The organism is Streptomyces sp. NPDC033229 (genome assembly GCF_055576875.1).
Window position 1 is genome coordinate 1 of the sequence record NZ_JBVIQR010000056.1, and the last position, 23390, is coordinate 23390.

The window sequence follows — 23390 nt, forward strand, 5'->3', positions numbered from 1 at the left end:
GGACCGTGTGGGAGAGTAGGACGCCGCCGAACAATTTTTAGAGTAGCCCCTGTGGGAACCATTTGGTTCCTGCGGGGGCTATTCTGCGTTTCCGGACAAAATTCGTCAGGCCAGTCGGCTCAGGTCCTCTTCCCGGACCCGACCGCGTAGCAATTCCCCCCGCACCAGCCTCCCGATTTCCTCGACGGCGTATGCCCCCAGGCGGCGGACCTCGCTGCCCTGGGCCCCCGCGATATGCGGGGTGAGCAGGACATTCGGCAGTCGGCGCAGCGGATGACCCGCAGGAAGTGGCTCGGGTTCGGTGACGTCGAGAATCGCGTCCAAGCGGCCCGCGAGGCATTCCCGGGTAAGGGCGTCCGTATCGACGAGGGCCCCGCGCGCGGTATTGACGACCGTGCCGCCGTCCGGGATGAGGGCGAGGCGCTCGGCATTCAGCAGTCCATGCGTTTGGGGCAGCAGCGGCGCATGGACCGTCACGATGGAACTGGCACGACACAGCTCATCCACCCCCACGAGCTCGACGCCCATTTCGGCCGCTTCTTCAGCGGGCACACAGGGGTCGTTCAGCAGGATGCGGAATTGCGCGTCCGAGGCGCGCAGCCGGGCGAGGACCCGGCGCCCGATACGGGAGGCACCGATCACCCCGACCGTGCGGCCGTCAGCGCCCTCACGGTCGAGGAAGGCCGGCTTCGGGCCCGTGGCGTAGGCGGCGGCCGTGGGAATCGCCTTCTTCGCGGCGAAGACGATGGCGGCACATGTGTAGTCCGCCACGGGGCCGGCGTTCGCCGCGGCGGCCGAGGAAACGACGATGCCGCGATTCCAGATCGCGGAGCTGACCAGTTCCCGGACGGACCCTGCGGCGTGGACCACCGCACGCAGTCGAGGGGCGGACGCCAGAACGCCTTCGGTGAGTGACGGCGTACCCCAACCAGTGATCAGCACATCGGCGTCGGCAAGCGCCTTACGTTCCTCCGGTGCGGTGAGGTCCCCCGTCAATACCCCGGGCGTCAGCCTCGCCATGGTGCCGAGCTCGGCGCGGAGGTCGGCGGGCAGAGACGCCTCTGCCTCGTCCGCTCCCATGGCGACGACGACGGTCGGCCGTACCGAGAACAGCGGTGGCAATGGATTCCTAGGACGATCGTTCATGGCATGCGACCCCGCATTCCGTTCGGACGGCTCGGACGGACGCTGAAACCCGCCCCCGGTGCGTCAACGCGTACCCCGATTCAGGGGAAAGCTCGTTGACCGTGTCGTTCGTACGGGCGAACATCGGCGGATGGAGCACCTCATCAGAACCGTACGGGCCGGGGAATGGGCGAAGGTCAAGGAACTGCGGCTGGCCGCGCTCGCCGACCCCGTCGCCCCGATCGCCTTCCTCGACACCTACGACCGCGCTGTCGCCCAGCCCGACGCGTACTGGAAGGACCGTACGGACACCGCGGCCGAGGGAAGGTCCGTTTGCGGATTTGTCGCCGAGGGCCCGGACGGCGAGTGGGCGGGGACGGTGACGGTCCTGGTCGAACTCCCCGGGGAGGAGGGCGGTTTCGGCGGGGGCGCAATCGTGCCGCAGACCCACATCGTCGGTGTCTTCATACGGCCCGAACACCGGGGCACCGGTCTCACCCAGGCGCTCTTCGGTGCCGCGCTCGACTGGTCGTGGGCGCTGTCCGAGCCCCGGGCGGAGCGGGTGCGGTTGTACGTGCACGAGGCGAATGCCCGAGCACAGGCGCTCTACCGCAAGCTGGGCTTCGAGCGGACCGGGGTGGTCGTGCTGATGCCCGGCGACCCCTCGGCGAAGGAGTACGAGCTGGCCGTGGCCCGTCCGGCGTGTTGAGACGTGCTCTGGGCCGCCGGCTGAGCGGGGCCAGGCCGTGGGTCGTCGACGCTGTGATCACCGTCGTCGTCCAGGCGGCGGTGACGATCCCCTTCATCGTGCCGCGCCCCGCGGACCTGCCGCCCGCCACCTGGCCCATGTACGGGCTGACGTCACTTCAGGTACTGCCGCTGCTGTGGCGTACCCGGGCGCCGTTCACGTCGCTGCTGGCCATCACCGCGGCGGGCTTCGGGTACCTGATCGTGGACGGGCCCGGCCAGCCGCTGCCCTACAGCCCGATCGTCGCGATCTTTACGGTCGCCGCGCAGGCGGGGCTGTGGCAGCGGCGGGCCACTGTCGTCCTCGGCCTGCCGTTGGTCGCCCTCGGTGTGGCCCTGCGGGACAACACGGCCCGCGAGCATCTCTTCGCCTTCTTCCTGTTCAGCATGGTCTATGTGCTCGGGGTGCTGGCGCGTACCCGACAGGCCTACACCGAGGCGGTGGAGGCGCGGGCCGCCGAGCTGGAACGGGCGCGGGTGGTGGAGGCCGAGCGGGCGGCCGAGCGGGAACGCGCCAGGATCGCGCGGGAGATGCACGACATTCTGTCCCACGCCGTGAGTTTGATGATCGTTCAGGCGGAGGCAGGTCCCCTCGTCGTACGGTCCGATCCCGACCGCGCGGAGGCGGCCTTCGACGCGATCTCGGGGGCCGGGCGGGACGCGATGGCCCAGTTGCGCCGGATGCTGGGGGTGCTGAAGGACGACCCGGAGGCCGGGCGCAGCCCGCAGCCGACGCTGGCGGGGCTCGGCGCGCTGGTGGACGAGGTGCGGCGGACGGGGCTGGAGGTGAGCCTGGTGGTATCCGCTGAGCCCCAGGAGCTTGCGCCCGATGTGCAGGTGACGGTGTATCGGGTGGTGCAGGAGGCGCTGACCAATGTCCTCAAGCATGCCGATGCCCGGACCGTGACCGTGCGCCTGGTGTGGGAGCCCGCGACCCTGGCCGTAACGGTGGAGAACGATGGTGCGGGTGGGTCGGTGCCGCGTCCCTACGCGGGCAGCGGGCGCGGGCTGATCGGCATCCGGGAGCGGGCCGCCGCACACGGCGGAACGGCCGTCTCCGGACCTGGGCCCCACGGGCGGGGGTTCCGCGTTGCCGTACGACTGCCGCTCGTGATCTTCTCCGGTGCGGAGGTGGGGAAGTGACGATCCGTGTGGTGGTGGCCGACGACCAGGAACTGGTGCGCAGCGGCTTCGCGATGATCCTGCAGGCGCAACCGGACATCGAGGTGGTCGCCGAGGCCGGCGACGGGGCGGAGGCGGTCGAGGCGGTGCGGCGGCACGCACCGGATGTGGTGCTGCTCGACATCCGGATGCCGCGTATGGACGGCATCGAGGCGGCGCGGTCGGTCTGTGCGGAGTCGGACTGCAAGGTCGTCATGCTCACGACCTTCGACCAGGACGACTACGTGTACGAGGCGTTGCACGCGGGCGCCAGCGGGTTCCTGCTCAAGGACGTGCGCCGCGACGATCTGGTGCACGCGGTGCGGGTGGTCGTCGCCGGTGACTCGCTGCTGGCCCCGTCGGTCGCCCGTCGGCTGGTCGCCGACTTCACACGGCGGGCGGTGCCGGTGCCGGCGGCCGATCCGGCGGAGGAGCTGGGGGCGCTCACGGCGCGGGAGCGGGAGACGCTCGTCCTGCTGGGGCGGGGGCTGTCGAACGCGGAGATCGCGGCCGAGTGGGTGGTGAGCGAGCACACGGTGAAGACGCATGTGAGCAATGTGCTGTCGAAGCTGGGGCTGCGGGACCGGATCCAGGCGGTCATCTGCGCGTACGAGACGGGGCTGATCGCGCGCGGTGGCTGAGGGGCGGGGCAGCGTTTCCTCCCTCGCGCGGGGGAGGGCGCGGGGCGCAAGACCGCTCGCGTCGGCGATTCGCGGGGGCCCGCCGATCTCCAGGATGGGACGAGTCCGATGCGTCACCCGTTGCCTGTTGATCACCTGGGGAAGTTCCGTCATGCGCCGTAAGGGAATTGCCGTCCTCGCGACCGCGGTCGCCGCCATGAGCGTCACCGCCACCATCTCGCCCGCCATCGCGTCCTCGTCCTCGGCCTCCCCGGCCCGGTCGGCCGCGGCGGTGGCCGAGCGGGTGCCGCCGAATGCCGAGGCGATGCGTCGGGCGATAGCCGGGCTGCCGTCGACGGAGGCCACTGCCGCGCAGGTCCGGTTGGGTGGCGCGAATGGCCGGTGGCTGGGCACGTCGGGGGAGGCCGACATCCGTACGCACCGGGCGCCGAAGGGCGACGAGCGCTTCCGTGCCGGGAGCATCACCAAGACGTTCACGGCCGCGGTCGTGCTTCAGCTGGTGCACGAGGGCAAGGTGAGGCTTGACGGAACCGTTCAGCACTACCTGCCCGACCTGCTGCCGGCCGACTACCCGGAGATCCGGGTCAGCCAGTTGCTGAACTACACCAGCGGCCTGCCGAGCGCCGACTTCCCGGCCGACTTCGACTGGCAGTACGCACACCGTTTCACCACCTGGGAGCACAAGGAGCTGGTCAGCAGGGCCGTCGGCCGACCCATGGAGTTCACACCGGGCACGAAGCAGCACTACTCCAACATCGGCTACAACGTGCTGGGCCTGATCATCGAGAAGGTGACCGGTCGGTCCTACGAGCGTGAGGTACGGGACCGGGTGATCACCCCTGCGGGCCTCAAGGACACGTACAGCGCCGGCAACGACCCCAGGATCCAGGGGTGGCACACACGCGGGTACCAGGCGGTGAAGGCGAAGGACGGCTCGTCGCGGCTGGTCGACGTGACCGAGTGGAACCAGTCCATCACCTGGGCCTCCGGGGATCTGATCACCACCACGGCGGACCTGGAGCGGTTCTCGTCGGCCCTCTTTCAGGGGCGCGTGGTGCCGGAGCCCGAGCTGAAGCTGATGTTCACCGTCCCCGACGTCCCCGCCTACAACCCCGACGTGGACCCGGCCAAGGACAAGAAGGACAAGAAGGCCACGTACACGAGCGGTCTGACGCGTGTCGAGGTCGGCAAGACCGTCGTCTACGGCAAGACCGGCGGGCGGTACGGCTATCTGAACGGGTTCGGCGCCACCCTCGACCGGTCCCGCACGGCCGTCTACTCGGTCAATTCCACGGACGCGAAGAGCGAGACCCCGAGCCCCATCGTCGGCAAGATCATCGAGGCGGGTTTCGGCCGGTAGGGCGGGCGGGTTCAGCCCACGAGTGTGCGGCGGGGCCAGCGGGCGCGGGCCTGCTCCTCGGAGCGCATCAGCGCGAGGGTGGGCAGTCCGCACCGCTCGCCGTCCGCGAGCAGATCCGGCAGGGCAGGGAGGGGCGCGACGGCGGCCACATTGTCCAGCACCAGCGTCAGTGGTGGGTCGAGCCGACCGGAAGATGACCGTTCGGCCATGCCCCGGCCGCGCTCGACCACGTTTGCGACGAGTGCGGTCAGTAACGGCATCGCACCCGGGCGGGTGCGCGGATCCTCAATCGCCTCACCCACCACGTACAGCGTTCCCCCCTCGGCGATGAATGATTCCAACGCGAGCGAATCGGCTCGATTGGGGTTACAGGCGTCGCGAATGTGGATGGAGGACAGCGCCTCCAAGGCACGAGTCGTCAGTTCCTGGGCCATGTCGCGCCGTTCCGGGTGGCCGGTCAGCGCCGACTCCAGCTCTCCCGCCGTACCGCCGACCGCCTTGGTGTTCGTCCGCAGGATCCGCACGGGCTCGTGCGCCGAGGCGCCCTGGGCCCAGCGGTGCACCTGGCGGAACGGGCGCCCGTCCACGGCGGCGGCGTGCAGCCAACAGCGCAGCAGCGTTTCCGCCGTGTCCGCGGTGGCCGAGTCGAGCGCGCTCAAGGGCCGTACGGGCGCGAGGAGCGCGGTGGCGCGGGCGGCGGCGGTGTCGCGGGTCTCGCAGCCCGTGGTGGGGTTCCAGCGCAGGCGGGCGGGGGTGTCGAGGAGATGGCCCGGGTCGAAGACGTGGACGGGCCCGAGCTTGGCGCGCGAGTCCTTGGTGTCAGCCCACAGGCCGGGGTCGCTGGTGGTGACGAGGGCGGGCCCGGCGGCCTCCAGAAGGACGCGGGCCGCGCACTCCCGTCGGTCGACGCCGTAGCGGACGCGCTGGGGGGCGGGGGAGCGCGGGGCGGGGACCTCTGCCGTGACGTGCTCCACGGCCGGGGCCGGGGTGGGGGAAGCCGCAGGGGTGGCGGTAGGGGCAACAGGGATCGCTGACGGGGCGGGCGCGGGTGCGGGCGGGGCCGTGTCCGCACCCGCACCCGTGTCCGCACCCGCGCCCGTGTCCGTACGGTCCTGCTCCCTGCGCTGCGCGCGTACCGCGCGCCAGCGGGCGAGCGTGCCGAGCACGAACACGGTGAGCACGATGAGGACCAGGAGCTGGCCGACCAGGATGCCCCAGAAGAGGCCGTAGCCCGAGAGGGCGTCGGGTGGGGTGTCGGGCCAGGCGGCGGGCAGGTCCTGCGGCCGGCTCAGCAGTTGCCGCAGGGCCGGAGGGGTCCGCAGGAACGTCACGCCTTCCGGCCAGGAGCCGTGGGTGAAGAGGGCCGCGAGACCCGTCGCCGACCACACCAGCCCCGCCAGCCCCAACAGAAACGCGAGGACGCCGACCAGCAGGCCATCCGGAATGCCGCGTTCCGGAAGCCTCCCGCCCGGTCGGTCGCCCCGCATGGGTCTCGCACCGCCTGTCACGTCAGGCCACCGTCGACTCGGAGGAACCGTAGGCCTCGTCGGCGAGGTGCGCCTCCATCGCCGCTGCGGCCCGCTTCGCGGCCGCCGCCTCCGCCGCCAGCTCGCGGGCCACGTCCCCGTCCTCGGTCATGGCACGGTCGGTGTAGACCAGCGGCCGCTCGGCCTCCGTGATGAGGTGCTTCACGACCTGGACGTTGCCGTTGACGTCCCAGACGGCGATGCCCGGGGTGAGGGTCGGGATGATCTCGACGGCCCACCGGGGCAGGCCGAGGACCAGCCCCGTGGCCCGCGCCTCGTCGGACTTCTGCGCGTAGATCGTCCGGGTGGAGGCCATCTTGAGGATCGCGGCGGCCTCCCGGGCCGCCGCGCCGTCGACCACGTCGGACAGGTGATGGACCACCGCCACGAACGACAGACCGAGCCGGCGCCCGAACTTCAGCAGTCGCTGGAAGAGCTGGGCCACGAACGGCGAATTGATGATGTGCCAGGCCTCTTCCACCAGGAAGATCCGCTTCTTGCGGTCCGGGCGGATCCAGGTGTGTTCGAGCCAGACCCCGACGATGGCCATCAGGATGGGCATGGCGATGGAGTTGCGGTCGATGTGGGAGAGGTCGAAGACGATCAGGGGGGAATCGAGGTCGATCCCGGCCGAGGTCGGCCCGTCGAACATGCCCCGCAGGTCACCGTCGACCAGCCGGTCCAGCACCAGCGCGACGTCCAGGCCCCAGGCCCGTACATCGTCTATGTCGACGTTCATCGACTCCGCGGACTCGGCCTCCGGGTGGCGCAGCTGCTCGACGATGTCGGTCAGCACCGGCTGCCGGTCGAGGATGGTCTCGTTGACGTACGCGTGCGCGACCTTGAGCGCGAAGCCCGCCCGCTCGTCCAGGCCGCGCCCCATCGCGACCTCGATGATCGTGCGCAGCAGGGCGAGCTGCCCGGTCGTCGTGATCGACGGGTCGAGCGGGTTGAGCCGGATGCCGCCGTTCATGGCGGCGGTCGGGTCGAGCCGGATGGGGGTTATCCCCAGCTGCTGCGCGATGAGATTCCACTCGCCGACCCCGTCCTCGCCCTGGGCGTCCAGGACGACGACCTGGCGGTCACGGAAGCGCAGCTGGCGCAGTACGTAGGTCTTCTCCAGCGCCGACTTGCCGTTGCCGGACTCGCCGAGGACGAGCCAGTGCGGGGCCGGCAGCTGCTGCCCGTAGAGCTGGAAGGGGTCGTAGATATAGCCCTTGCCGGAGTACACCTCGCGACCGATGATCACGCCCGAGTCGCCGAGACCGGGCGCGGCGGTGGGGAGGTAGACGGCCTGCGCCTGGCCGGTGGAGGTCCGTACGGGCAGCCGGGTGGTCTCCACCTTCCCGAAGACGAAGCTGGTGAAGGCATCGGTCACTGCGGCGAGCGGGTCGAGCACGGCACTGCCCCTATCGTCGAATGCCGGTCGCGAACGGCAGTGTGTTGACGAAGGCCCGGTGGTGCTCGCGGTCGCACCACTCCAGTTTCAGGTAGCTCTTGCCGGCAGAGGCTCTTATGGTCCGCTTGTCGCGCGCCAGCGCCTCGGGGGAGCGCGAGGAGACGGTGATGTACCCGACGAGGTTCACGCCCGCCGCGCCACTGGCCAGGTCCTCGCCGCGCTGGTCGACGCGGGAGTGGTGGGCGACGTCGCGCGGGTCGACGACCCGGTTCATCTTGGCGGCGCGGGAGGCGTCCGCGTCGTCGTTGGTCTTCTCGGTCAGCATCCGCTCGATGGCCACGTCGGTGGGCTCGAGGTCCATGCAGACCGCGACCGTGCGGATGACGTCCGGGGTGTGGACGAGCAGCGGGGCGAGGAAATTGACGCCGACGGGCGTCATCGGCCATTCCTTCACCCACGCCGTGGCGTGGCACCAGGGCTCGCGGGTGCTCGACTCGCGGGTCTTGGCCTGGAGGTACGTCGGCTCCATCGCGTCCAGCTCGGCCGGCCAGGCGTTCCGCTTCGTCATCGCCTGGAGGTGGTCGATGGGGTGGTCCGGGTCGTACATGGAGTGCACGAGCGAGGCCAGCCGGCCCTGGCCGAGCGGCTGCCGGACCCGGATGTCGGCCTCGGCGAGCCGCGCGCAGATGTCGGTCAGCTCACGCGCCATGACGACGGCCAGCCCGGCGTCCCGGTCGATCCTCCGCTTGCCGGCCTCGTGGCGCGAGGCGCGGGCGATGGCCTGTGCCTCGGCGGCCAGCTCGCGGGTGTAGTGCATACAGGCGACGAGATACGCCCGGTGCTGCTCGGACGAGGTCGACACCATCGACTGGAGCTGCTCGTAGGACTCCTTGAGCCACGCGGGCGACTTCTCGTCCCCGCGCCGCTCGACGTCCTTGGCGTGCGCGTCGGGGTCGGCGGGGAGCGTACGGGCCAGCATCTGGATGCGGGTGACGTATCCGTCGCCGTTGGCGACGTGCTTGAGCAGCGTCCCGAACCGGTCGACCAGCGCCTCCTGGTCCTCCGAGTCGCGCAGTCCGACGCCCGGCCCCTCGATCTCGATCGCGGCGGTGACGGTACGGCGGTCGGCGTGCAGCAGGACGGCGATCTCGTCGGGCCCGAAGGGCGCGGCCAGCCAATTGATCCGCCCGATGCCCGGCGGCGGCCCGACCTCGACCTCCCGCCCGTCCAGACGGGTGCCGGCCTCGACGACGGAGGAGCGGTAGGTGGTGCCGCGCCGGAGCGTCCTTTTATACGAGCGATTGATTTCAAACCACTTGTAGAACGTGCGGTGCTTGTACGGCACGTACACGGCGGCCAGCGCGAGCACGGGGAACCCGGCGAGGGTGAGGATCCGCAGCGGCAGGTTCGGCACGAGGAGGCCGCACATCATGCCGAGGAAGGCGCCCGCGATGATCAGTGCGATCTCGCCGGTCTCCCGGTTCTTGCCGACGACCGCGTTGGGACGCGCACGGCCGATCAGATACGTACGGCGGGCCGCGATCGGCTGGGACTGTGCCTGGATCGTCAACTCCGCTCACCTCCTCGGGTATTGCTGCGGTTCTGTGCGCGCGACGCCGAGGAGCCGGGGGAGCCGCCCGGGCCGGAGTGCCCGGAGAAGCCTCCGCCGCCGCCCTTGCCGCCGCCGCTGCGGTCGGCGGGCCGGGAACTGTGGGCGGCGACCCCGCCCGACACGGCACTGGCGGGCCTGGCCTGCTGCCCGCCACCGCCGTCGGAACCGCGGGCGCTGTGCGTGTTGATGCCCTGCTTGACGAGCGCGGCGGGCGAGGAGATCACGGCCGCGGCCTGCCGGGACGCCGCGTCCTTGCTGGCACTGCGGGTGCTGACGATCTCGTCGCCGAAGCCGGGAACGAACCGGTAGATCATCGCACTGGCGAAAATGGCAAGAATGATGATGGCGAGGCCGGACACGACCGCGGAGAACGCGTTCGGCCCCTTGTCGGCCGACAGCGCTCCGGCGAGCCCGAGGACGACCACGATGATCGGTTTGATCAGGATCACCGCGATCATGATCCCCGCCCAGCGCCGGACGTGCCCCCACATGTTCTTGTCGACCAGCCCCGCGTAGACGGCGGTGCCGAGCAGGGCCCCCACGTAGAGCAGCGCGGCCCGGATCACCAGCTCCAGCCACAGGACGCCTGCGGCGAGCACGGAGACGAGCGACACCACGATCAACATGATCGGCCCGCCGCCGATGCCGTCGCCCTTCTTGAGCGCCTCCGCGAAGCCGCCGAAGAAGGCATCGTTGTTCGAATTCGTACCGGAGGCGATGGCTTCGGTGACGGCGTCGGTGGCCGAGACGACCGTATAGAGGATCAACGGCGTGAACGCGGACGCCAGCACGGTCAGCCACAGGAACCCCACGGCCTCGGTGAACGCCTCCGTGAACGGCACCCCCCGCACGGCCCGCTTGGCGACGGCCAGCAGCCACAGGACGAGGGTGAGGACGGTCGAGGCGGCGAAGACGACGGCGTACTGGTGGAGGAAGGTGGAGTTGGTGAAGTCGACCGTGCCGGTGGCTTTGACGGCCTCGGAGAGCTTGCCGACGATCCATGCGGCGGCGTCGGCACAGCCTTTGGAGAGGGAGGCCAGGGGGTCGAGGGCGGTTTGGGGGTCGTTGGGGGACTTGATGCTGTTGCTGCCCTTGTCGCCACGGCAGTAGTCCTTCGCCGGTCCGACGATCAGGTCGCAGTTGTCCTTGGTGGCCGAGGGCCTGGGGGTCGGCGTGGGCGCGGGTGTCCCCGACGGCGTCCCCGATGGCGCCCCTGAGGGCGTTCCTCCCGGGGTCGGCGTGGGGGTCGGCGCGGCGACAGCGCGGGTGGCCAGGAGGACGGCCGATGCCTGCGCGCTCGCCAGGACAGAAGCGAGCGTGAGGGTGCGGAGGCGGGGCCTACCGGGCATAAGTGAACCCTCCGTATTGCTCGACTGCCTTGGAGATCTCGTCGGCTGTGGACGCGGCGCGGTCGCCGTTGACCGGGGCTGGGCCGTCCTTCTGCGAGAAACCCTCGGCCTTCCAGTCGCCGTCGGCCCACCGCAGCTTGATCGTCATCGTGAACCAGTCATTGGCGACCGGATTCTTCGATCCGGTTCCGGCTGTTCCGAATGCTCCTGTGCACCAGATCTCGACCGAGGCCGCGGAGTCGGTGTAGTCCGTCGTTTTGGTGCCGACAGGGACGGTGCGCGACACGTAGGTCATGTCCTTGGCGGCCTCGCCCTTCTCGTTCAGGCCCAGCTTCGCCAGGAACTCCTTCGAGTAGGCGTTGTCGAGGCTGGTCTGCAGCTCGCCCACTTTGTCGCTGGTGAAGATCTGCGGGACGAGCGCGTGCCGCCGGTCGGGCTTAAGGATGTCGGCCGAGACCAGCGCGACAGCGAAATTCGCCGCGGCCGACTGCGCCCCCTGCTCCGAATGTGCGAACCCCGAAGCGATACCACCGGTCTTCCCGGTCACGGGCTTCGTTCCGGACGCTGCCGTAGCCCCACTGCTCGCCGCCTTGTCGGTGCTCGTGTCGGAGCCGTCGGAAGACGAGTCGTCACCGCCCCTGTTGGCGAAGGCGATCGCGGCGAGGAGGAGCACCACGACGCCGACGACCGTCATCAGGTTCCGGCTGGACATTCCCGGTCTGCCGCCACCAGGGCGGCCGCCGCGGCGGGGCTGGCCATAGGGGCCGTACGAGTCACCCTCGCCCTCCGGCAGGCGGGTGCGGGTCAGGTGGCGGTCGTCGTAGCCGCCGGGGTCACCGGCCGCGCGGGACGAGTCCTGCCCGCCGCCGTAGCCGTCGTCGCCGAGGCTCATCGCGCGTCCGTCCCCTCATCCGTTTCATGCGTCGTCGCTGGCTTGCCGCCCGTATATGACGGTAGCGGTGTGAACGGGTTCAGGGGGGAGGACAAGGGGGTGTGAGGGGGCATCAGGTGGCAGCCTCGGTGCGGGGGGACTCGGGGACGAGAGGGTCTGCGCGGGTCGATGCGCGGTGGAACGGGTGACGGGAGGGGGGCGGCTGGGGGGCGGCTGGGGGGCGCGTGGGCGTCGGGCGTGGCCGAACGGCTCAGACGGCCATGCCGTAGACGATCGTGAAGAGGGTGCCCAGCGAGCCGATGATGAACACGCCGGTGAGGCCGGCGACGATCAACCCCTTGCCCTGCTCCGCGCTGAAGGTGTCCCGCAGGGCCGTGGCGCCGATCCGCTGCTTTGCCGCGCCCCAGATCGCGATGGCGAGGCACAGGAGAATGGCCACGGCCATGATGACCTCGACCATCACTCGAGCTTCCGTGCCCAGGCTACCGAACGGGCCCCATTTCGGGGCGATTCCGCCAATGATGGTGTTGATGTCACCCTTGTCGCCGGCTGCCAAAAACATTTGTAACTCACCGCCCCTTATGGGTAGTTGCATCACCTCCGCCGCATGGCAAAGGTCAGGACCTATCTTCGCTGACGTTGCCGCTCAGCATGTCGACTTGGCGGCATTTTTTGCCGGAACCCGTATGCGCCGTCGGCGGTACTGCCCTGACCTGCGGCGCGGACCGTTGTCAGTGGGGGCCCCTATGGTGACTCTGTGTATCACGCGTATGGACGCCGAGCAATGATTGGCGAGGGCGGGGGGCCCGAGGATGCTCAAACGACAATGTGTTCGGTCGGTACGCTGGGGCGGCCGCCCTCGCGTTCGCCGCACTTCGTGGCCGCCGGGTCGGTTCATCGCTTTCATCGCGTTCATTGCACGCATCGCACTCGTCACCTGCTTCGGGTGCGTCGAAAACAAGGGTGGTACGGGTGCTGGTTGCCGATCGGTACCGGCTGGGGGATCTGCTCGGCCGTGGCGGGATGGGCGAAGTCTGGCGTGCACACGACGAGGTGCTGGGGCGTCAGGTCGCGGTGAAGCTGTTGCTGGGCGACGACGGCGACGAGTCGTCGGCGGCCCGGTTCCGGATGGAGGCCCAGACGGCGGCGCGTCTGAATCATCCTCAGGTCGTCGCGGTGTACGACTTCGGTGCCTGGGAGGGGCGCTTCTATCTGGTCATGGAGCTGGTCCAGGGGCCGAGCCTGGCGGACCTCTCCGCGCGGGGCGCGTTCGCCCCGGAGCGCGTCGCCGACATCGCCGCGCAGGCGGCCTCCGGGCTGGCCGCCGCCCACCGGCAGGGAGTGGTCCACCGGGACGTCAAGCCCGGGAACCTGATGCTGGACGCCGACGGGACCTTGAAGATCGGCGACTTCGGCATCGCCCGCTTCGTGGACGAGACCTCGGCCGCCCTGACCCGGGCGGGCCAGATCGTCGGCACGAGCACGTACCTCGCGCCGGAGCGGGCCCTGGGCCGGATGGCGGGCCCGGGTTCGGATGTGTACGCGCTGGGGTGCGTTCTCTACCAGCTGCTCGTGGGGCAACCGCCGTTCTGGGCGGACAGCCCGACCGCGCTGCTCTATCTGCACGTGGACGCGGAGCCCGTGCCGCCGCGTCAGCACGGCGTCGACATGCCGTACGCCTTCGAGGCGTATCTGTTGCGCATGCTGGCCAAGGAGCCGGAGGACCGGCCCTCGGCGGAGGAGGCGGCGGACTGGTTCGGCAGCGACTCCTGGCGGGACGTCGCGCAGCCGATGCCGATGCCCGCGCCGCCGACCGCGCAGATGCGTGCTCCGGAGCCGATGCGCGCTCCGGCGGCTGTTCGCGGGCCCGCGCCGACCGCGGCGTACGCGCCGGTGCACTCGTCGGCGCCGCCCGGGGCGGCTGCCGGCAGGCGGCGGAACGGGGGCGGCGGGAGCAGCAGGGGCGGGCGCAGCCCGAAGGTGCTGATCGGCGTGGTCGCCGGGGCGGCGGTCTTCGTGGTGGCCGCTTTGATCGGGTCGTCGGTGTTCGGTCCGCCGGACGGTGGCCAGGACTCCCAGAAGCCCGAGGCGCAGCCGTCGGAGTCGGCACAGCAGCAACCGGGCGGCCCGGACCCCGGCCCGACTCGCAACGCGCCGAACGTGGTCCCGGCGGAGGCGACCCCGGCGGCACCCTCACCGGTGAAGCCGACGCCGCCGTCGAAGCAGCCCAAGCCGAAGAAGTCCGAGGACCCGAAGCCGAACGCGTCGGCTGGGACTCCCAAGGAGCAGCCCAGGACGGAGAAGCCGAAGCGGCAGTCGGGGCGCGACGATCACGACATCGTCGAGGTCGGCGACGAGACGCACGACGACTGAACGGCGGTACGGGCTGTGCGGGCTTCCACGCCCGCCACAGCCGTCGCGGGCTTCTGCACCCGCCACAGCCGACCGGTCGATCCCCTCGCGCCGCCGGCCGGCCGATCCGCTCGCCGCCGTCGGCCGTCCGACCCTTCGACGGAGTGAGCGACCCCGCACCCCCCGGCGCCGGTAGCCACAAACGAACGGGCATGCGGATTTATCGCTGAAATGTAGCCCGCCCGAGCGAATGCACGCGAAACGCCCGAGCGATACCCAAGCCCCGAGTGCGTCAATGCTCCCGTTGTGCGATGGAGTTCGGGCGGCCCATGACTCGCCGCCCGTGAAGGGGGACGGGGGAGTGGTGGCAGGACGTGTCTCCTCTCTGCGACTGGCCGCGGCTGTGGGCCTGCCGGTAACGGCGGTGGGGCTGGTGGTCGGGGCCCGGTGGCTCAACGCCTACGGGGCCGGTGGTGTGATCGCGGGCGTGCTGGGCGTGGTGATGGTCCTCGCCGCGATGGCCATCTGGGTGTTCTCGCCCTCGCTGGCCGCGAGCGGGGTGGTGTTCTTCGTGTCGGCCGTCACGCTCGCCGTCGCCCTCGGCGGCGCGTACGCGGGCGTCGACAAGTGGGTGCTGCACTCGCGGGGGGTGCGGGCCCGGTGCGCGGTTCTCGACGTCGACAAGCGTGAGGTGACGCACACGACGACCGACGCCCAGGGGATGTCGAACACGACGACCACGACGTCCTACGTCCACCGACTGGAGTGCCCCCGCGGCCGGCCCCGGGACTTGACCACGGGCCGGCGCGTCGCGGACAAGGGCGATCGGCTCACCGTCGCCTACGACCCCGACGGGCGGGTGGGGCCGAGCCCGGCGGGTGAGGTCTCCGACGGCGGTACGGCGAGGTGGGTTTGCGGCATCGCCCTCGCCGTGACGATCGCCCTCCGTGTCGGTGACCTCCTCGTCCACCGGCGCCGCAAGGCCGGTTGGTTCTGGAGCCGAAATCCGACCCCGGAAGTGTGCCGGCGTGAGCCGGGGCCTGGTGCGGACTCGCGTTTGCCGCCAGGGGAGTGACGGGACGTCCGATGCGCGAGTGCGCTGGTACGGAAACCAGCCGGGCCGTATGAATGACGGATACGCGACGGGCCCGTGGGGGAGGATTGCGGGGTGCGGAAGCTCTGGGTGGGCGTGGGTGTCGGGATCGGGATGTCCCTGTGTTTCATCGGGCTGCTCGTCATCGGGGTGTATTCCGCCGCCTCGAACCTCATCGGAGGCGGGGGCAAAGGGGCGGTCGGGCTGGCCAAGGGGGCCGTGCCCGATCAGTACCAGGCCCTTGTGGCGAAGTGGGGCAATCTCTGTCCCGCCCTCAACCCCGCGATCCTCGCCGCGCAGCTCTACACCGAGAGCAACTGGAACCCCCGGGCCGTGAGTCCCGCGGACGCCCGTGGGATAGCGCAGTTCATCCCCGGAACGTGGGCCGCGCACGGGCTCGACGGGAACGGGGACGGGAAGCGGGACATCTGGGATCCGCAGGACGCGATCCCGTCGGCGGCCGCGTACGACTGCGACCTCGCCAAGTACGTCAAGAACGTCCCCGGTGACATCACCGACAACATGCTCGCTTCGTACAACGCGGGCTCCTATGCCGTGATCAAGCACTCCGGGGTGCCGCCGTACAACGAGACCCAGGGCTATGTGAAGGCGATCCGTGATCTGTCGAAGAGCTTCGCGCGCCCCGTCGGGCGGGTGGCGCCCTCGCAGCGGGCGGCCGGGGCGATCTACTTCGCGCAGGAGAAGCTCGGGACGCCCTACCTGTGGGGCGGTAACGGCACGAAGGAGGACAGCGGGCGCTTCGACTGCTCGGGGCTGACGAAGGCCGCCTACGAGTCGGTGGGGATCGAGCTGCCGCGCGTGGCGAACGACCAGTGGAACGCGGGGGCCCACCCCAAGCGGGACGAGCTGCTCCCCGGTGACCTGGTGTTCTTCGCGCACAACCTGCAGGATCCGCGCAGCATCCACCACGTGGGGCTGTATGTGGGTGGCGGGTACATGATCAACGCGCCGTATACGGGGGCTGTGATCAGGTTCGACAAAATCGACACACCCGATTACATCGGTGCGACGAGAGTGACCGAAGACGGCGCCAAAGCGTTGCCTCGTACGAACAACGCATGAACGCCGCACCCTGCGCTGCGACGATGGGTCACCCTTCGATAACGTCCTGGTGATCTTTGGGTGGAGGGTGGAACGCCTGGCCGGATCGAGGCGTTCCATGGGGAGTGGGGAAGCAGCGCCGGGGCTGGGCGCACGGACCACGGGGGTCGGCAGCTGGACGTGGATACAGGCGACAGATAGGGGCCGTGGGACATGGCTGGACTCGTGATGGGGCATCCCATGCCAGAGGCCAGGGGTGGATCGAACCCCGACGTCAGCCTGCTCTACGAGATCAACGGCATCGCCAAGGACGCGCCCAACTGGCTCGTCCGGGCCATGGAGTTCATCGGCGAGTTCGGCATCGTTCTCGGCCTCGGTGTGCTCATGCTCTTCGCCTGGTGGAGCGTCCGCAAGAGCGAGGACGCGCCCACCGGGGTCGCCGCGCTGGTGTGGGCTCCGCTCGCCGCCGGGATCGCGCTGCTCGTGAACATCCCGATCCGAGGGTTCGTCAAAAGGCCGCGCCCGTTCGTCGATCACGGCGGGCTCGATGTGCTGGTCAAGGGCAAGACTGACTTCTCCTTCGTCAGCGACCACGCCACGCTGACCATGGCGCTGGGCGTCGGCCTCTTCGTCGCCCACCGGAAGTACGGGCTCCTCGGGATCGGCCTCGCGCTCCTCGAAGGCTTCTGCCGCGTCTACATGGGCGTGCACTACCCGACCGATGTCGTCGGCGGCCTCGCCCTCGGTACGGCCGTCGCCCTGCTGCTCGCCCCGCTCGCGATGATGCTGCTCACGCCGCTGGCCAGGACGGTCGCCGGTTCGCGGGCCGGTTGGCTCGTGCAGTCGGCCAAGGCCCCCCGGCCCGTGATGGCACGGGCCGGGAGCGGTGCCGGGGCCGACACGGGATTCCCCGAGCACCCCCGGCACCGGGACAACGACCTCGCGGCCTGAGCCCCGTTCCGAAAACCGTCACAGTGCCTGCGGGAAGGTGAACAGCCTTCCCGCGTCGTACTTCCCCTTGATCTTCGTCAGCCGGTCCGCCGCGTCCCCGTAGTGCGCCTTGCGCCAGTCCTTGAGGCTCGCGTCCGCGTAGTTCTGGTACGCGGCACCCGAGGCGAAGCGGCGCATCGCCGTGTGCGTGCCGTCCAGCCACGCGGTCTGTTTCGTCCCCGAGCCGCCCGCCGCCCACGAGGTCAGGTACTGCGCGAGGAAGCGCGACCGGCGGTGCACGAAGGCCGTCGACATCGGCTGGACCCGGTTGACCGCGCCGCCCAGCGCCGTCAGCTGGATCGAGCCGCCGCCGCTGCCACCGCTCTTGCCGAATCGTTCCACCTGGTCGAGCAGCGCGCGGATGCCCGCCGCCGGGAGCGAGCGGTCGTAGAAGTCGGAGCGGGCCGCGTACGTCTCCCGTTGCAGCGAACCGGAGGACTCCCGTCCGGGGGTCTTGCCCGGCAGATGGCACTGGGTCTGGGTCTTGTCGCCGCAGCCCGCGTAGGCACGCATGGAGTCGAGGTACCCGCGGCGGCGCAGCCCGAGGCCCTTCTTCGGGGCGCTGCCCACCTTGCGCACCAGATCGTCCAGGGCGTTCTCCAGATCGCCGTACGTGCCGAGGGAGTAGGCGACGACGGAGACGCGGGGGGTGCCGCCCGCCGCCACGGCCAGGTCGCACGCGGACCAGATCTCGTCCGGCCGGGTCGGGCCCCACTCCTGCCAGGAGCGGATCACGTCGGCGGCCTTCGACCAGGGCCAGGAGACATAGCCGGTCACGCAGTCCGATGCCTTCCGGGTGCGGAAGCGGAGCTCGGTCACGACGCCGAAGTTGCCGTTGCCCGCGCCGCGCAGCGCCCAGAAGAGGTCCGTGTTGCGGGAGGAGTCGCACTCGACGGTCTTGCCGTCGGCCGTGACGAGGGTGGCACCGGTGAGGCTGTCGCACGTCAGGCCGTACGCCCGGGAGAGCACACCGTGGCCGCCGCCGAGGGTGAGGCCGGAGACGCCGACGGTGGGACAGGAGCCGGCCGGGATGGTGGCGCCGTGCGCGGCGAGGCCCGTGTAGACGTCGATGAGCTTGGCGCCCGCGCCGATCACGGCGGTGGAGGCGGTGGGGGTGCGGACCGACTTCAGCCGGGAGACGTCGATGACGAGGCGGTCCGTGCCGCTGGACCAACCCGCGTAGCTGTGCCCGCCGTTGCGTATGGAGACGGGTATGGAGTGGCGGCGGGCGAACGCGAGGCACTGCGCTATGTCGCCGGTGCCGGCGACATAGGCGACACCGGCGGGGCGCTGGCTGTCGAAGCGGGTGTTGTAGAGCTGGCGGGCGGCCGCGTAGTCGGCGTCGCCGGGACGGACGATGCCGCCGGACAGGCCCTTGCCGAGGGCGGTCCAGTCGGCCGGCTTGGCCTTGGAGGCGGCGGTCACCGAGGTGGACCGGCTCGCGTTGGTCACCCGGGACGGGGTCGCCTGGGAGGTGTCGTCGGCGCACGACGCCGCCCATACGCCGGCCGCCGCCAGTCCCGTCCCCGTCGTCAACAGCTTGCGCCTGTCCATGGCCATGTCGCCTGCCCGCCCCTTGTCGCCCTGTACGTGCTTCGCGCGGTACGTGATGCGTGCTGTACCTGCTTGGACAGATGACGCACATGGGCGGACGGTTCCCTGTAGGCGGCAGCTATCGGCTCGCTATCGGTCTTCCGTTGCCGCGAGGTGGCCGGCGCCGTCCTCGCGGGCGAGGGAGCGGGCCCGGCGGGCGGGTCCGGACCAGCCGCAGCTGCAGCGGGCCGTGCAGAACGACCCTCTCTCGGTCGTGCTGATGTGGTGCTCGGCGGGGTGCCGCGCCGCCCGCTGGGCGGGCGGGAACGCGGACTGGTTCGCGGGGGCTGCGTCGGACACGTGACCACGCTACCCGGCCGTGACGGTGACACCCGCGCGGTCGTTGAACGATCGGGGTCCACAGCGTTTTCGGTAGGGGGCTGGCGGTCATGGTGGTGCGAGGGCAAAGACGCAGGGGCGCGGTCGCCGCCGCGGTCGCGGGCGGCGTCGCCGTCGCTCTGCTGGTGTCCGGCTGCTCCCCGATGACCGCGGCCTACGAGTCGCGGGGCGGCCGGGGCGGCCGTCCGCACTCCGCCCGGCCGGTCCACGGGACGGGGGCCGTGGTCGACCCGGGCCGGGCGCTGGCCACCGTGCGCGGGGCGGCCGGCGTCCTGGCCCGGGAGGGCGGCGCGAAGGTCGTCACGTCCATGGAGACCGTCAGCGGCGGCACCCGGCTGACGATCCAGGGCTCGGGCGTCTACGACTTCGCCCGTCCCGTCGGCGAGTTGACGGTGCTGCTGCCCGAGGACGCGGCCGGGGCCGCCGAACACCGGCCGATCACCGAGGTCTTCACCCCGGGCGGGCTGTACATGAAGAACCGCGGCGCGGGGGTCCCCGCCGACAAGTGGGTGCGGCTGGACACGGCCGCGCTCCCCGACGGGAACCTCCTCACGAGCGGGGCCACCGACCCGCTCGCCGCGGCCGAACTGCTGGGAGGTGCCCGCGAGGTGACGTACATGCGGGACGAGCGGGTAGGCGGGGTGCGTGTGGGGCACTACTGGGGGACGATCGATCTCGGACGCGCCGCGCGCGCGGCGCCGGCTCGCGACCGGGGGCCGCTCGCCGCGGCGGCGAAAGGGTTCTCCAGCGGCACAGTGGCGTTCGATGTTCTCGTCGACGAGCAGGGCAGACCGCGCGAGCTGCGCTATCGGTTCAGCGTCGAGGGTGGAGGGGGCGATACCGGGGACGCCGGTGCGGGTGGTGAAAGGGCGGCCGACGGGAGCGCCGATGGAAGCGCCGGTGGAAGCGGGGACAGGAGTGGGGACGGTGGCGGGGCCACGACGGCCACGGCGATCGCCGCCGCCACGGCCACGGCCGTACGGCCCTCGCCCGTTGCGACCCCGATGACCGTCGTCTCGACCGTCCGGCTCTCCGCCTTCGGTACGGGGGTCGGGGTCGGGCTGCCGGCGCCCGGCGATATCTATGCGGGGAAGGTCGGTTCGCCGCAGAAATAGTGCGGCAGGGCGTAGTTGGCCATGGAAATGGTCCATCTGTGCCATGCGCGGAGTGTGTACCGATCACTACGCTGGTAACCGAGTGCTGGGGTTCCGACGCAGGTAACGGGAACGCGCAGGTGCGGCGCGGTCGCGGAATCCGTCGGAGGCGAGCAAAAAATGTGCAAAGAGACCGACGAAGAGTAGACGGAAGACCGACGACCCGAGGAGGTGAACACGTGGTTTCGCGACCCAGTTCGTCCGGTGGGCAGGATCCCGTGGCCCTCATCGAGATCGACCTCTACGGTGAGCTGATGATCGCCGCGTCGAGCGTGGACGAGGAGCGGCTCAGTCCGGACCGTATCGATGAAGTGCTCCGCGTGGTCCCCCGGGGGTCTCGCGGGGATGCCGACGGGGGTTGAGCGCGTCTGGGCTCCGCCGCGGGCAGGTGCGCGCCTGGGCTCCGCCCCGGTAGGTGTGCTCCCCGGGCGGAGCCCCGGCAGGCGCCCCCGGGGCTCCGCCCCGGACCCCGGTCCTCAAACGCCGGACGGGCTTGATTGGGTCGCCCCCGGCCCTCAAACGCCGGACGGGCTTGATTGGGTCGCCCCCCGGCCCTCAAACGCCGGGCAGGCTTGATGGGGTCGCCCTTGGTCGGCGGCCGCCCCCGCCGGGCGCTACGTTCGCAGGAGACGGGCGATGGCCGCGCTGGCCTCGGCGACCTTGGCGTCGATTTCCGCGCCGCCCTTGAGGGCCGCGTCGGCGACGCAGTGGCGCAGGTGCTCCTCCAGGAGCTGGAGGGCGAACGACTGCAGGGCCTTGGTGCCGGCCGAGACCTGCGTGAGTATGTCGATGCAGTAGACGTCTTCCTCGACCATGCGCTGGAGGCCGCGGATCTGGCCCTCGATCCGGCGCAGGCGCTTGAGGTGCTGGTCCTTCTGCTTGCTGTAGCCGTGGGGGCCGGGGGGCTGCTCGGACGCCGCGTCGGGCGCGCCGTGGCAGGGCGTCGTGGCCGACGGTTCGGTGGTGCCGGTCACTGCGGCTTCCGTGGTCGTCATGGCGTCCTCCGTCGTCCTGCCCGTCGCGGATGTATCCCGATGTATCCCGTCGCGGATATATGTGTCGCGGAGCGCCGTGCGGCGCTCACGCACGGTGCATGCGCTCTGTATACGGCGACCATGCGGTGCGTATAACGGTTCGTATACCCCGCTGTATACCCCCAACGGGTATATGGTACCGAAATTTATCGCCGAAGACGGCCGGAAGGCGGTCGGGAGGCGGTACCGCCTGGGCGAGCACTCTGCCCGATGGGCGACACTGAGGGAATGCCAGTTAGCTGTGGCCGGATGATGCGCCTAGCATCAACGAGACCGAATCCGCTGCACCCCGAGGATCCCACGTGCGCTTTCGTCTGACCCCCAGGGAGACGAGCTTCTACGACATGTTCGCCGCGTCCGCGGACAACATCGTCACGGGCTCCAAGCTCCTCATGGAACTGCTCGGAGCGGACACCTCCGCCCGGGCCGAGATCGCCGAGCGGATGCGGGCAGCGGAGCACGCGGGTGACGACGCGACGCACGCGATCTTCCACCAGCTGAACTCCTCCTTCATCACGCCGTTCGACCGCGAGGACATCTACAACCTCGCCTCGTCGCTCGACGACATCATGGACTTCATGGAAGAGGCGGTCGACCTGGTCGTCCTCTACCAGGTCGAGGAATTGCCGAAGGGCGTCGAGCAGCAGATCGAGGTCCTCGCGCGGGCCGCGGAGCTGACCGCCGAGGCGATGCCGAACCTGCGGACCATGACCAACCTCACGGAGTACTGGATCGAGGTGAACCGGCTGGAGAACCAGGCGGACCAGATTCACCGCAAGCTCCTCGCCCAGCTCTTCAACGGCAAGTACGACGCCATCGAGGTGCTGAAGCTCAAGCAGATCGTCGATGTGCTGGAGGAGGCGGCCGACGCGTTCGAGCACGTCGCCAACACCGTCGAGACCATCGCGGTCAAGGAGTCCTGACCCCCGGTGGACACGTTCGCACTCGTCGTGACCATCGCGGTCGCGCTCGGCTTCACGTATACCAACGGCTTTCACGACTCCGCGAACGCCATCGCGACCTCGGTCTCCACGCGGGCGCTGACCCCGCGCGCGGCCCTCGCGATGGCGGCGGTGATGAACCTCGCCGGTGCCTTCCTGGGCAGCGGGGTCGCCAAGACCGTCAGTAAGGGCCTGATCGAGACGCCGGTGGGCGACAAGGGGATGGGCATCCTCTTCGCCGCGCTGATCGGCGCCATCGCCTGGAACCTCATCACCTGGTACTTCGGGTTGCCCTCGTCGTCCTCGCACGCGCTGTTCGGCGGCATGGTCGGCGCGGCTCTCGCGGGAGGCACGACCGTCATCTGGTCGGGCGTCCTCGAGAAGGTCGTCATCCCGATGTTCCTGTCGCCCTTCGTCGGGCTGTTCCTCGGCTATCTGGTGATGGTCGTGATCATGTGGATGTTCCGGAAGGCCAACCCGCACAAGGCAAAGCGCGGCTTCCGGATCGCGCAGACGGTCTCGGCGGCGGGCATGGCGCTCGGCCACGGTCTCCAGGACGCGCAGAAGACCATGGGCATCGTGGTGATGGCGCTGGTCATCGCCGATGTGCAGGACGCGGGCGCCGCGATTCCGGTCTGGGTCAAGATCGCGTGTGCGCTGACGCTGTCGCTCGGCACCTACGCTGGCGGCTGGCGGATCATGCGGACGCTGGGCCGCCGGATCATCGAGCTGGACCCGCCGCAGGGCTTCGCGGCCGAGACGACGGCGGCGTCGGTCATGTACACGGCGTCGTTCATGTTCCACGCGCCGATCTCGACCACGCATGTCATCACCTCCGCGATCATGGGCGTGGGCTCGACCAAGGGCTCGCGCGCGGTGCGCTGGGGGGTCGCGAAGAACATCGTGCTCGGCTGGTTCATCACCATGCCGGCTGCCGCGGCGGTCGCCGCGTTCAGCTACTGGATCGTGTATCTCGCGTTCGGGTGAGCCCGCCCCACGCGTGAGCGGCGCGTAACGGAC

Annotated in this window: 22 protein-coding genes; 12 read left to right on the forward strand and 10 right to left on the reverse strand. The window is 70.3% G+C overall.

Annotation, left to right across the window (positions count from 1 at the left end; translation table 11 throughout):
* Positions 1 to 105 precede the first annotated feature (105 nt).
* Positions 106 to 1080 (reverse strand): hydroxyacid dehydrogenase, encoded by a 975-nt coding sequence (locus ACZ53N_RS31775; RefSeq protein WP_469144292.1) that lies wholly within the window; start codon positions 1078 to 1080, stop codon positions 106 to 108.
* A 196-nt stretch (positions 1081 to 1276) separates the two neighbouring features.
* Here ACZ53N_RS31775 and ACZ53N_RS31780 point away from each other — a divergent pair, with 196 nt between their 5' ends.
* From ACZ53N_RS31780 to ACZ53N_RS31795, 4 genes are all read left to right on the forward strand, one after another.
* The gene (locus ACZ53N_RS31780; RefSeq protein ID WP_469144271.1) at positions 1277 to 1834 is read left to right on the forward strand and encodes a GNAT family N-acetyltransferase; all 558 of its coding nucleotides are present in this window, start codon (positions 1277 to 1279) and stop codon (positions 1832 to 1834) included.
* The gene (locus ACZ53N_RS31785; RefSeq protein WP_469144272.1) at positions 1828 to 3015 is read left to right on the forward strand and encodes a sensor histidine kinase; all 1188 of its coding nucleotides are present in this window, start codon (positions 1828 to 1830) and stop codon (positions 3013 to 3015) included. Before ACZ53N_RS31780 ends, ACZ53N_RS31785 begins: the two co-directional genes overlap by 7 nt.
* Entirely contained in the window at positions 3012 to 3674 is a 663-nt protein-coding gene (locus tag ACZ53N_RS31790; protein ID WP_469144273.1) for a response regulator, read from the forward strand. The genes ACZ53N_RS31785 and ACZ53N_RS31790 overlap by 4 nt, the downstream gene beginning before the upstream one ends.
* 151 nt (positions 3675 to 3825) lie before the next feature.
* The gene (locus tag ACZ53N_RS31795) at positions 3826 to 5034 is read left to right on the forward strand and encodes a serine hydrolase domain-containing protein (protein ID WP_469144274.1); all 1209 of its coding nucleotides are present in this window, start codon (positions 3826 to 3828) and stop codon (positions 5032 to 5034) included.
* Between the two features lie 11 nt (positions 5035 to 5045).
* On the opposite strand, the gene ACZ53N_RS31800 is transcribed toward ACZ53N_RS31795, so the two are convergent.
* From ACZ53N_RS31800 to ACZ53N_RS31825, 6 genes are all read right to left on the reverse strand, one after another.
* Positions 5046 to 6521, reverse strand: coding sequence for a type VI secretion protein (locus ACZ53N_RS31800; protein WP_469144275.1), 1476 nt, complete (start codon positions 6519 to 6521; stop codon positions 5046 to 5048).
* A 22-nt stretch (positions 6522 to 6543) separates the two neighbouring features.
* Positions 6544 to 7959 (reverse strand): ATP-binding protein, encoded by a 1416-nt coding sequence (locus tag ACZ53N_RS31805; protein ID WP_356454402.1) that lies wholly within the window; start codon positions 7957 to 7959, stop codon positions 6544 to 6546.
* A 10-nt stretch (positions 7960 to 7969) separates the two neighbouring features.
* The gene (locus ACZ53N_RS31810) at positions 7970 to 9523 is read right to left on the reverse strand and encodes an SCO6880 family protein (protein WP_469144293.1); all 1554 of its coding nucleotides are present in this window, start codon (positions 9521 to 9523) and stop codon (positions 7970 to 7972) included.
* 2 nt (positions 9524 to 9525) lie between these two features.
* Entirely contained in the window at positions 9526 to 10920 is a 1395-nt protein-coding gene (locus tag ACZ53N_RS31815) for a hypothetical protein (protein ID WP_469144276.1), read from the reverse strand.
* Positions 10910 to 11812, reverse strand: coding sequence for a DUF8175 domain-containg protein (locus ACZ53N_RS31820; RefSeq protein ID WP_469144277.1), 903 nt, complete (start codon positions 11810 to 11812; stop codon positions 10910 to 10912). Before ACZ53N_RS31820 ends, ACZ53N_RS31815 begins: the two co-directional genes overlap by 11 nt.
* A gap of 250 nt (positions 11813 to 12062) precedes the next feature.
* Entirely contained in the window at positions 12063 to 12374 is a 312-nt protein-coding gene (locus ACZ53N_RS31825; RefSeq protein WP_130878234.1) for a hypothetical protein, read from the reverse strand.
* A gap of 410 nt (positions 12375 to 12784) precedes the next feature.
* On the opposite strand from ACZ53N_RS31825, the gene ACZ53N_RS31830 reads away from it, so the two are divergent.
* From ACZ53N_RS31830 to ACZ53N_RS31845, 4 genes are all read left to right on the forward strand, one after another.
* On the forward strand, positions 12785 to 14185 hold the full coding sequence (locus tag ACZ53N_RS31830) for a serine/threonine-protein kinase (protein WP_469144278.1): 1401 nt from the start codon (positions 12785 to 12787) through the stop codon (positions 14183 to 14185).
* A 343-nt stretch (positions 14186 to 14528) separates the two neighbouring features.
* Positions 14529 to 15239 carry a hypothetical protein gene (locus ACZ53N_RS31835; RefSeq protein WP_469144279.1) on the forward strand — a complete coding sequence of 237 codons (711 nt, stop codon included), beginning with the start codon at positions 14529 to 14531 and terminating at the stop codon, positions 15237 to 15239.
* A gap of 93 nt (positions 15240 to 15332) precedes the next feature.
* Positions 15333 to 16340: a C40 family peptidase gene (locus tag ACZ53N_RS31840; protein WP_469144280.1), complete on the forward strand. Its 1008-nt coding sequence runs from the start codon at positions 15333 to 15335 to the stop codon at positions 16338 to 16340.
* Between the two features lie 219 nt (positions 16341 to 16559).
* Positions 16560 to 17270: a phosphatase PAP2 family protein gene (locus ACZ53N_RS31845; protein WP_469144281.1), complete on the forward strand. Its 711-nt coding sequence runs from the start codon at positions 16560 to 16562 to the stop codon at positions 17268 to 17270.
* An 18-nt stretch (positions 17271 to 17288) separates the two neighbouring features.
* Here ACZ53N_RS31845 and ACZ53N_RS31850 read toward each other — a convergent pair whose 3' ends face one another.
* Together ACZ53N_RS31850 and ACZ53N_RS31855 are read right to left on the reverse strand one after the other, a co-directional pair.
* Complete coding sequence (locus ACZ53N_RS31850) at positions 17289 to 18863, reverse strand: FAD-binding oxidoreductase (RefSeq protein ID WP_469144294.1); 1575 nt, start codon at positions 18861 to 18863, stop codon at positions 17289 to 17291.
* 129 nt (positions 18864 to 18992) lie between these two features.
* Entirely contained in the window at positions 18993 to 19202 is a 210-nt protein-coding gene (locus ACZ53N_RS31855; RefSeq protein ID WP_469144282.1) for a hypothetical protein, read from the reverse strand.
* Between the two features lie 89 nt (positions 19203 to 19291).
* On the opposite strand from ACZ53N_RS31855, the gene ACZ53N_RS31860 reads away from it, so the two are divergent.
* Together ACZ53N_RS31860 and ACZ53N_RS31865 are read left to right on the forward strand one after the other, a co-directional pair.
* Positions 19292 to 20356 (forward strand): hypothetical protein, encoded by a 1065-nt coding sequence (locus ACZ53N_RS31860; RefSeq protein ID WP_469144283.1) that lies wholly within the window; start codon positions 19292 to 19294, stop codon positions 20354 to 20356.
* Positions 20357 to 20574: 218 nt separating this feature from the next.
* On the forward strand, positions 20575 to 20757 hold the full coding sequence (locus ACZ53N_RS31865; RefSeq protein ID WP_469144284.1) for a hypothetical protein: 183 nt from the start codon (positions 20575 to 20577) through the stop codon (positions 20755 to 20757).
* Between the two features lie 252 nt (positions 20758 to 21009).
* On the opposite strand, the gene ACZ53N_RS31870 is transcribed toward ACZ53N_RS31865, so the two are convergent.
* Positions 21010 to 21390 carry a metal-sensitive transcriptional regulator gene (locus ACZ53N_RS31870; protein ID WP_469144285.1) on the reverse strand — a complete coding sequence of 127 codons (381 nt, stop codon included), beginning with the start codon at positions 21388 to 21390 and terminating at the stop codon, positions 21010 to 21012.
* A gap of 341 nt (positions 21391 to 21731) precedes the next feature.
* Here ACZ53N_RS31870 and ACZ53N_RS31875 point away from each other — a divergent pair, with 341 nt between their 5' ends.
* Both ACZ53N_RS31875 and ACZ53N_RS31880 read left to right on the forward strand, forming a co-directional pair.
* Positions 21732 to 22352, forward strand: coding sequence for a DUF47 domain-containing protein (locus tag ACZ53N_RS31875; protein WP_116213255.1), 621 nt, complete (start codon positions 21732 to 21734; stop codon positions 22350 to 22352).
* Between the two features lie 6 nt (positions 22353 to 22358).
* A complete protein-coding gene (locus ACZ53N_RS31880) occupies positions 22359 to 23357 on the forward strand; it encodes an inorganic phosphate transporter (RefSeq protein ID WP_469144286.1) in 999 nt (332 codons plus the stop codon).
* Positions 23358 to 23390 lie beyond the last annotated feature (33 nt).

Excerpts from the sequence above, each read along its gene's own strand:
- ACZ53N_RS31775 (WP_469144292.1), bottom strand. The coding sequence starts at position 1,080 with ATGGGAGCGGACGAGGCAGAGGCGTCTCTGCCCGCCGACCTCCGCGCC.
- ACZ53N_RS31780 (WP_469144271.1), top strand. The coding sequence starts at position 1,277 with ATGGAGCACCTCATCAGAACCGTACGGGCCGGGGAATGGGCGAAGGTC.
- ACZ53N_RS31795 (WP_469144274.1), top strand. The coding sequence starts at position 3,826 with ATGCGCCGTAAGGGAATTGCCGTCCTCGCGACCGCGGTCGCCGCCATG.
- ACZ53N_RS31800 (WP_469144275.1), bottom strand. The coding sequence starts at position 6,521 with ATGCGGGGCGACCGACCGGGCGGGAGGCTTCCGGAACGCGGCATTCCG.
- ACZ53N_RS31815 (WP_469144276.1), bottom strand. The coding sequence starts at position 10,920 with ATGCCCGGTAGGCCCCGCCTCCGCACCCTCACGCTCGCTTCTGTCCTG.
- ACZ53N_RS31820 (WP_469144277.1), bottom strand. The coding sequence starts at position 11,812 with ATGAGCCTCGGCGACGACGGCTACGGCGGCGGGCAGGACTCGTCCCGC.
- ACZ53N_RS31825 (WP_130878234.1), bottom strand. The coding sequence starts at position 12,374 with ATGTTTTTGGCAGCCGGCGACAAGGGTGACATCAACACCATCATTGGC.
- ACZ53N_RS31845 (WP_469144281.1), top strand. The coding sequence starts at position 16,560 with ATGCCAGAGGCCAGGGGTGGATCGAACCCCGACGTCAGCCTGCTCTAC.
- ACZ53N_RS31850 (WP_469144294.1), bottom strand. The coding sequence starts at position 18,863 with ATGGACAGGCGCAAGCTGTTGACGACGGGGACGGGACTGGCGGCGGCC.
- ACZ53N_RS31860 (WP_469144283.1), top strand. The coding sequence starts at position 19,292 with ATGGTGGTGCGAGGGCAAAGACGCAGGGGCGCGGTCGCCGCCGCGGTC.
- ACZ53N_RS31870 (WP_469144285.1), bottom strand. The coding sequence starts at position 21,390 with ATGACGACCACGGAAGCCGCAGTGACCGGCACCACCGAACCGTCGGCC.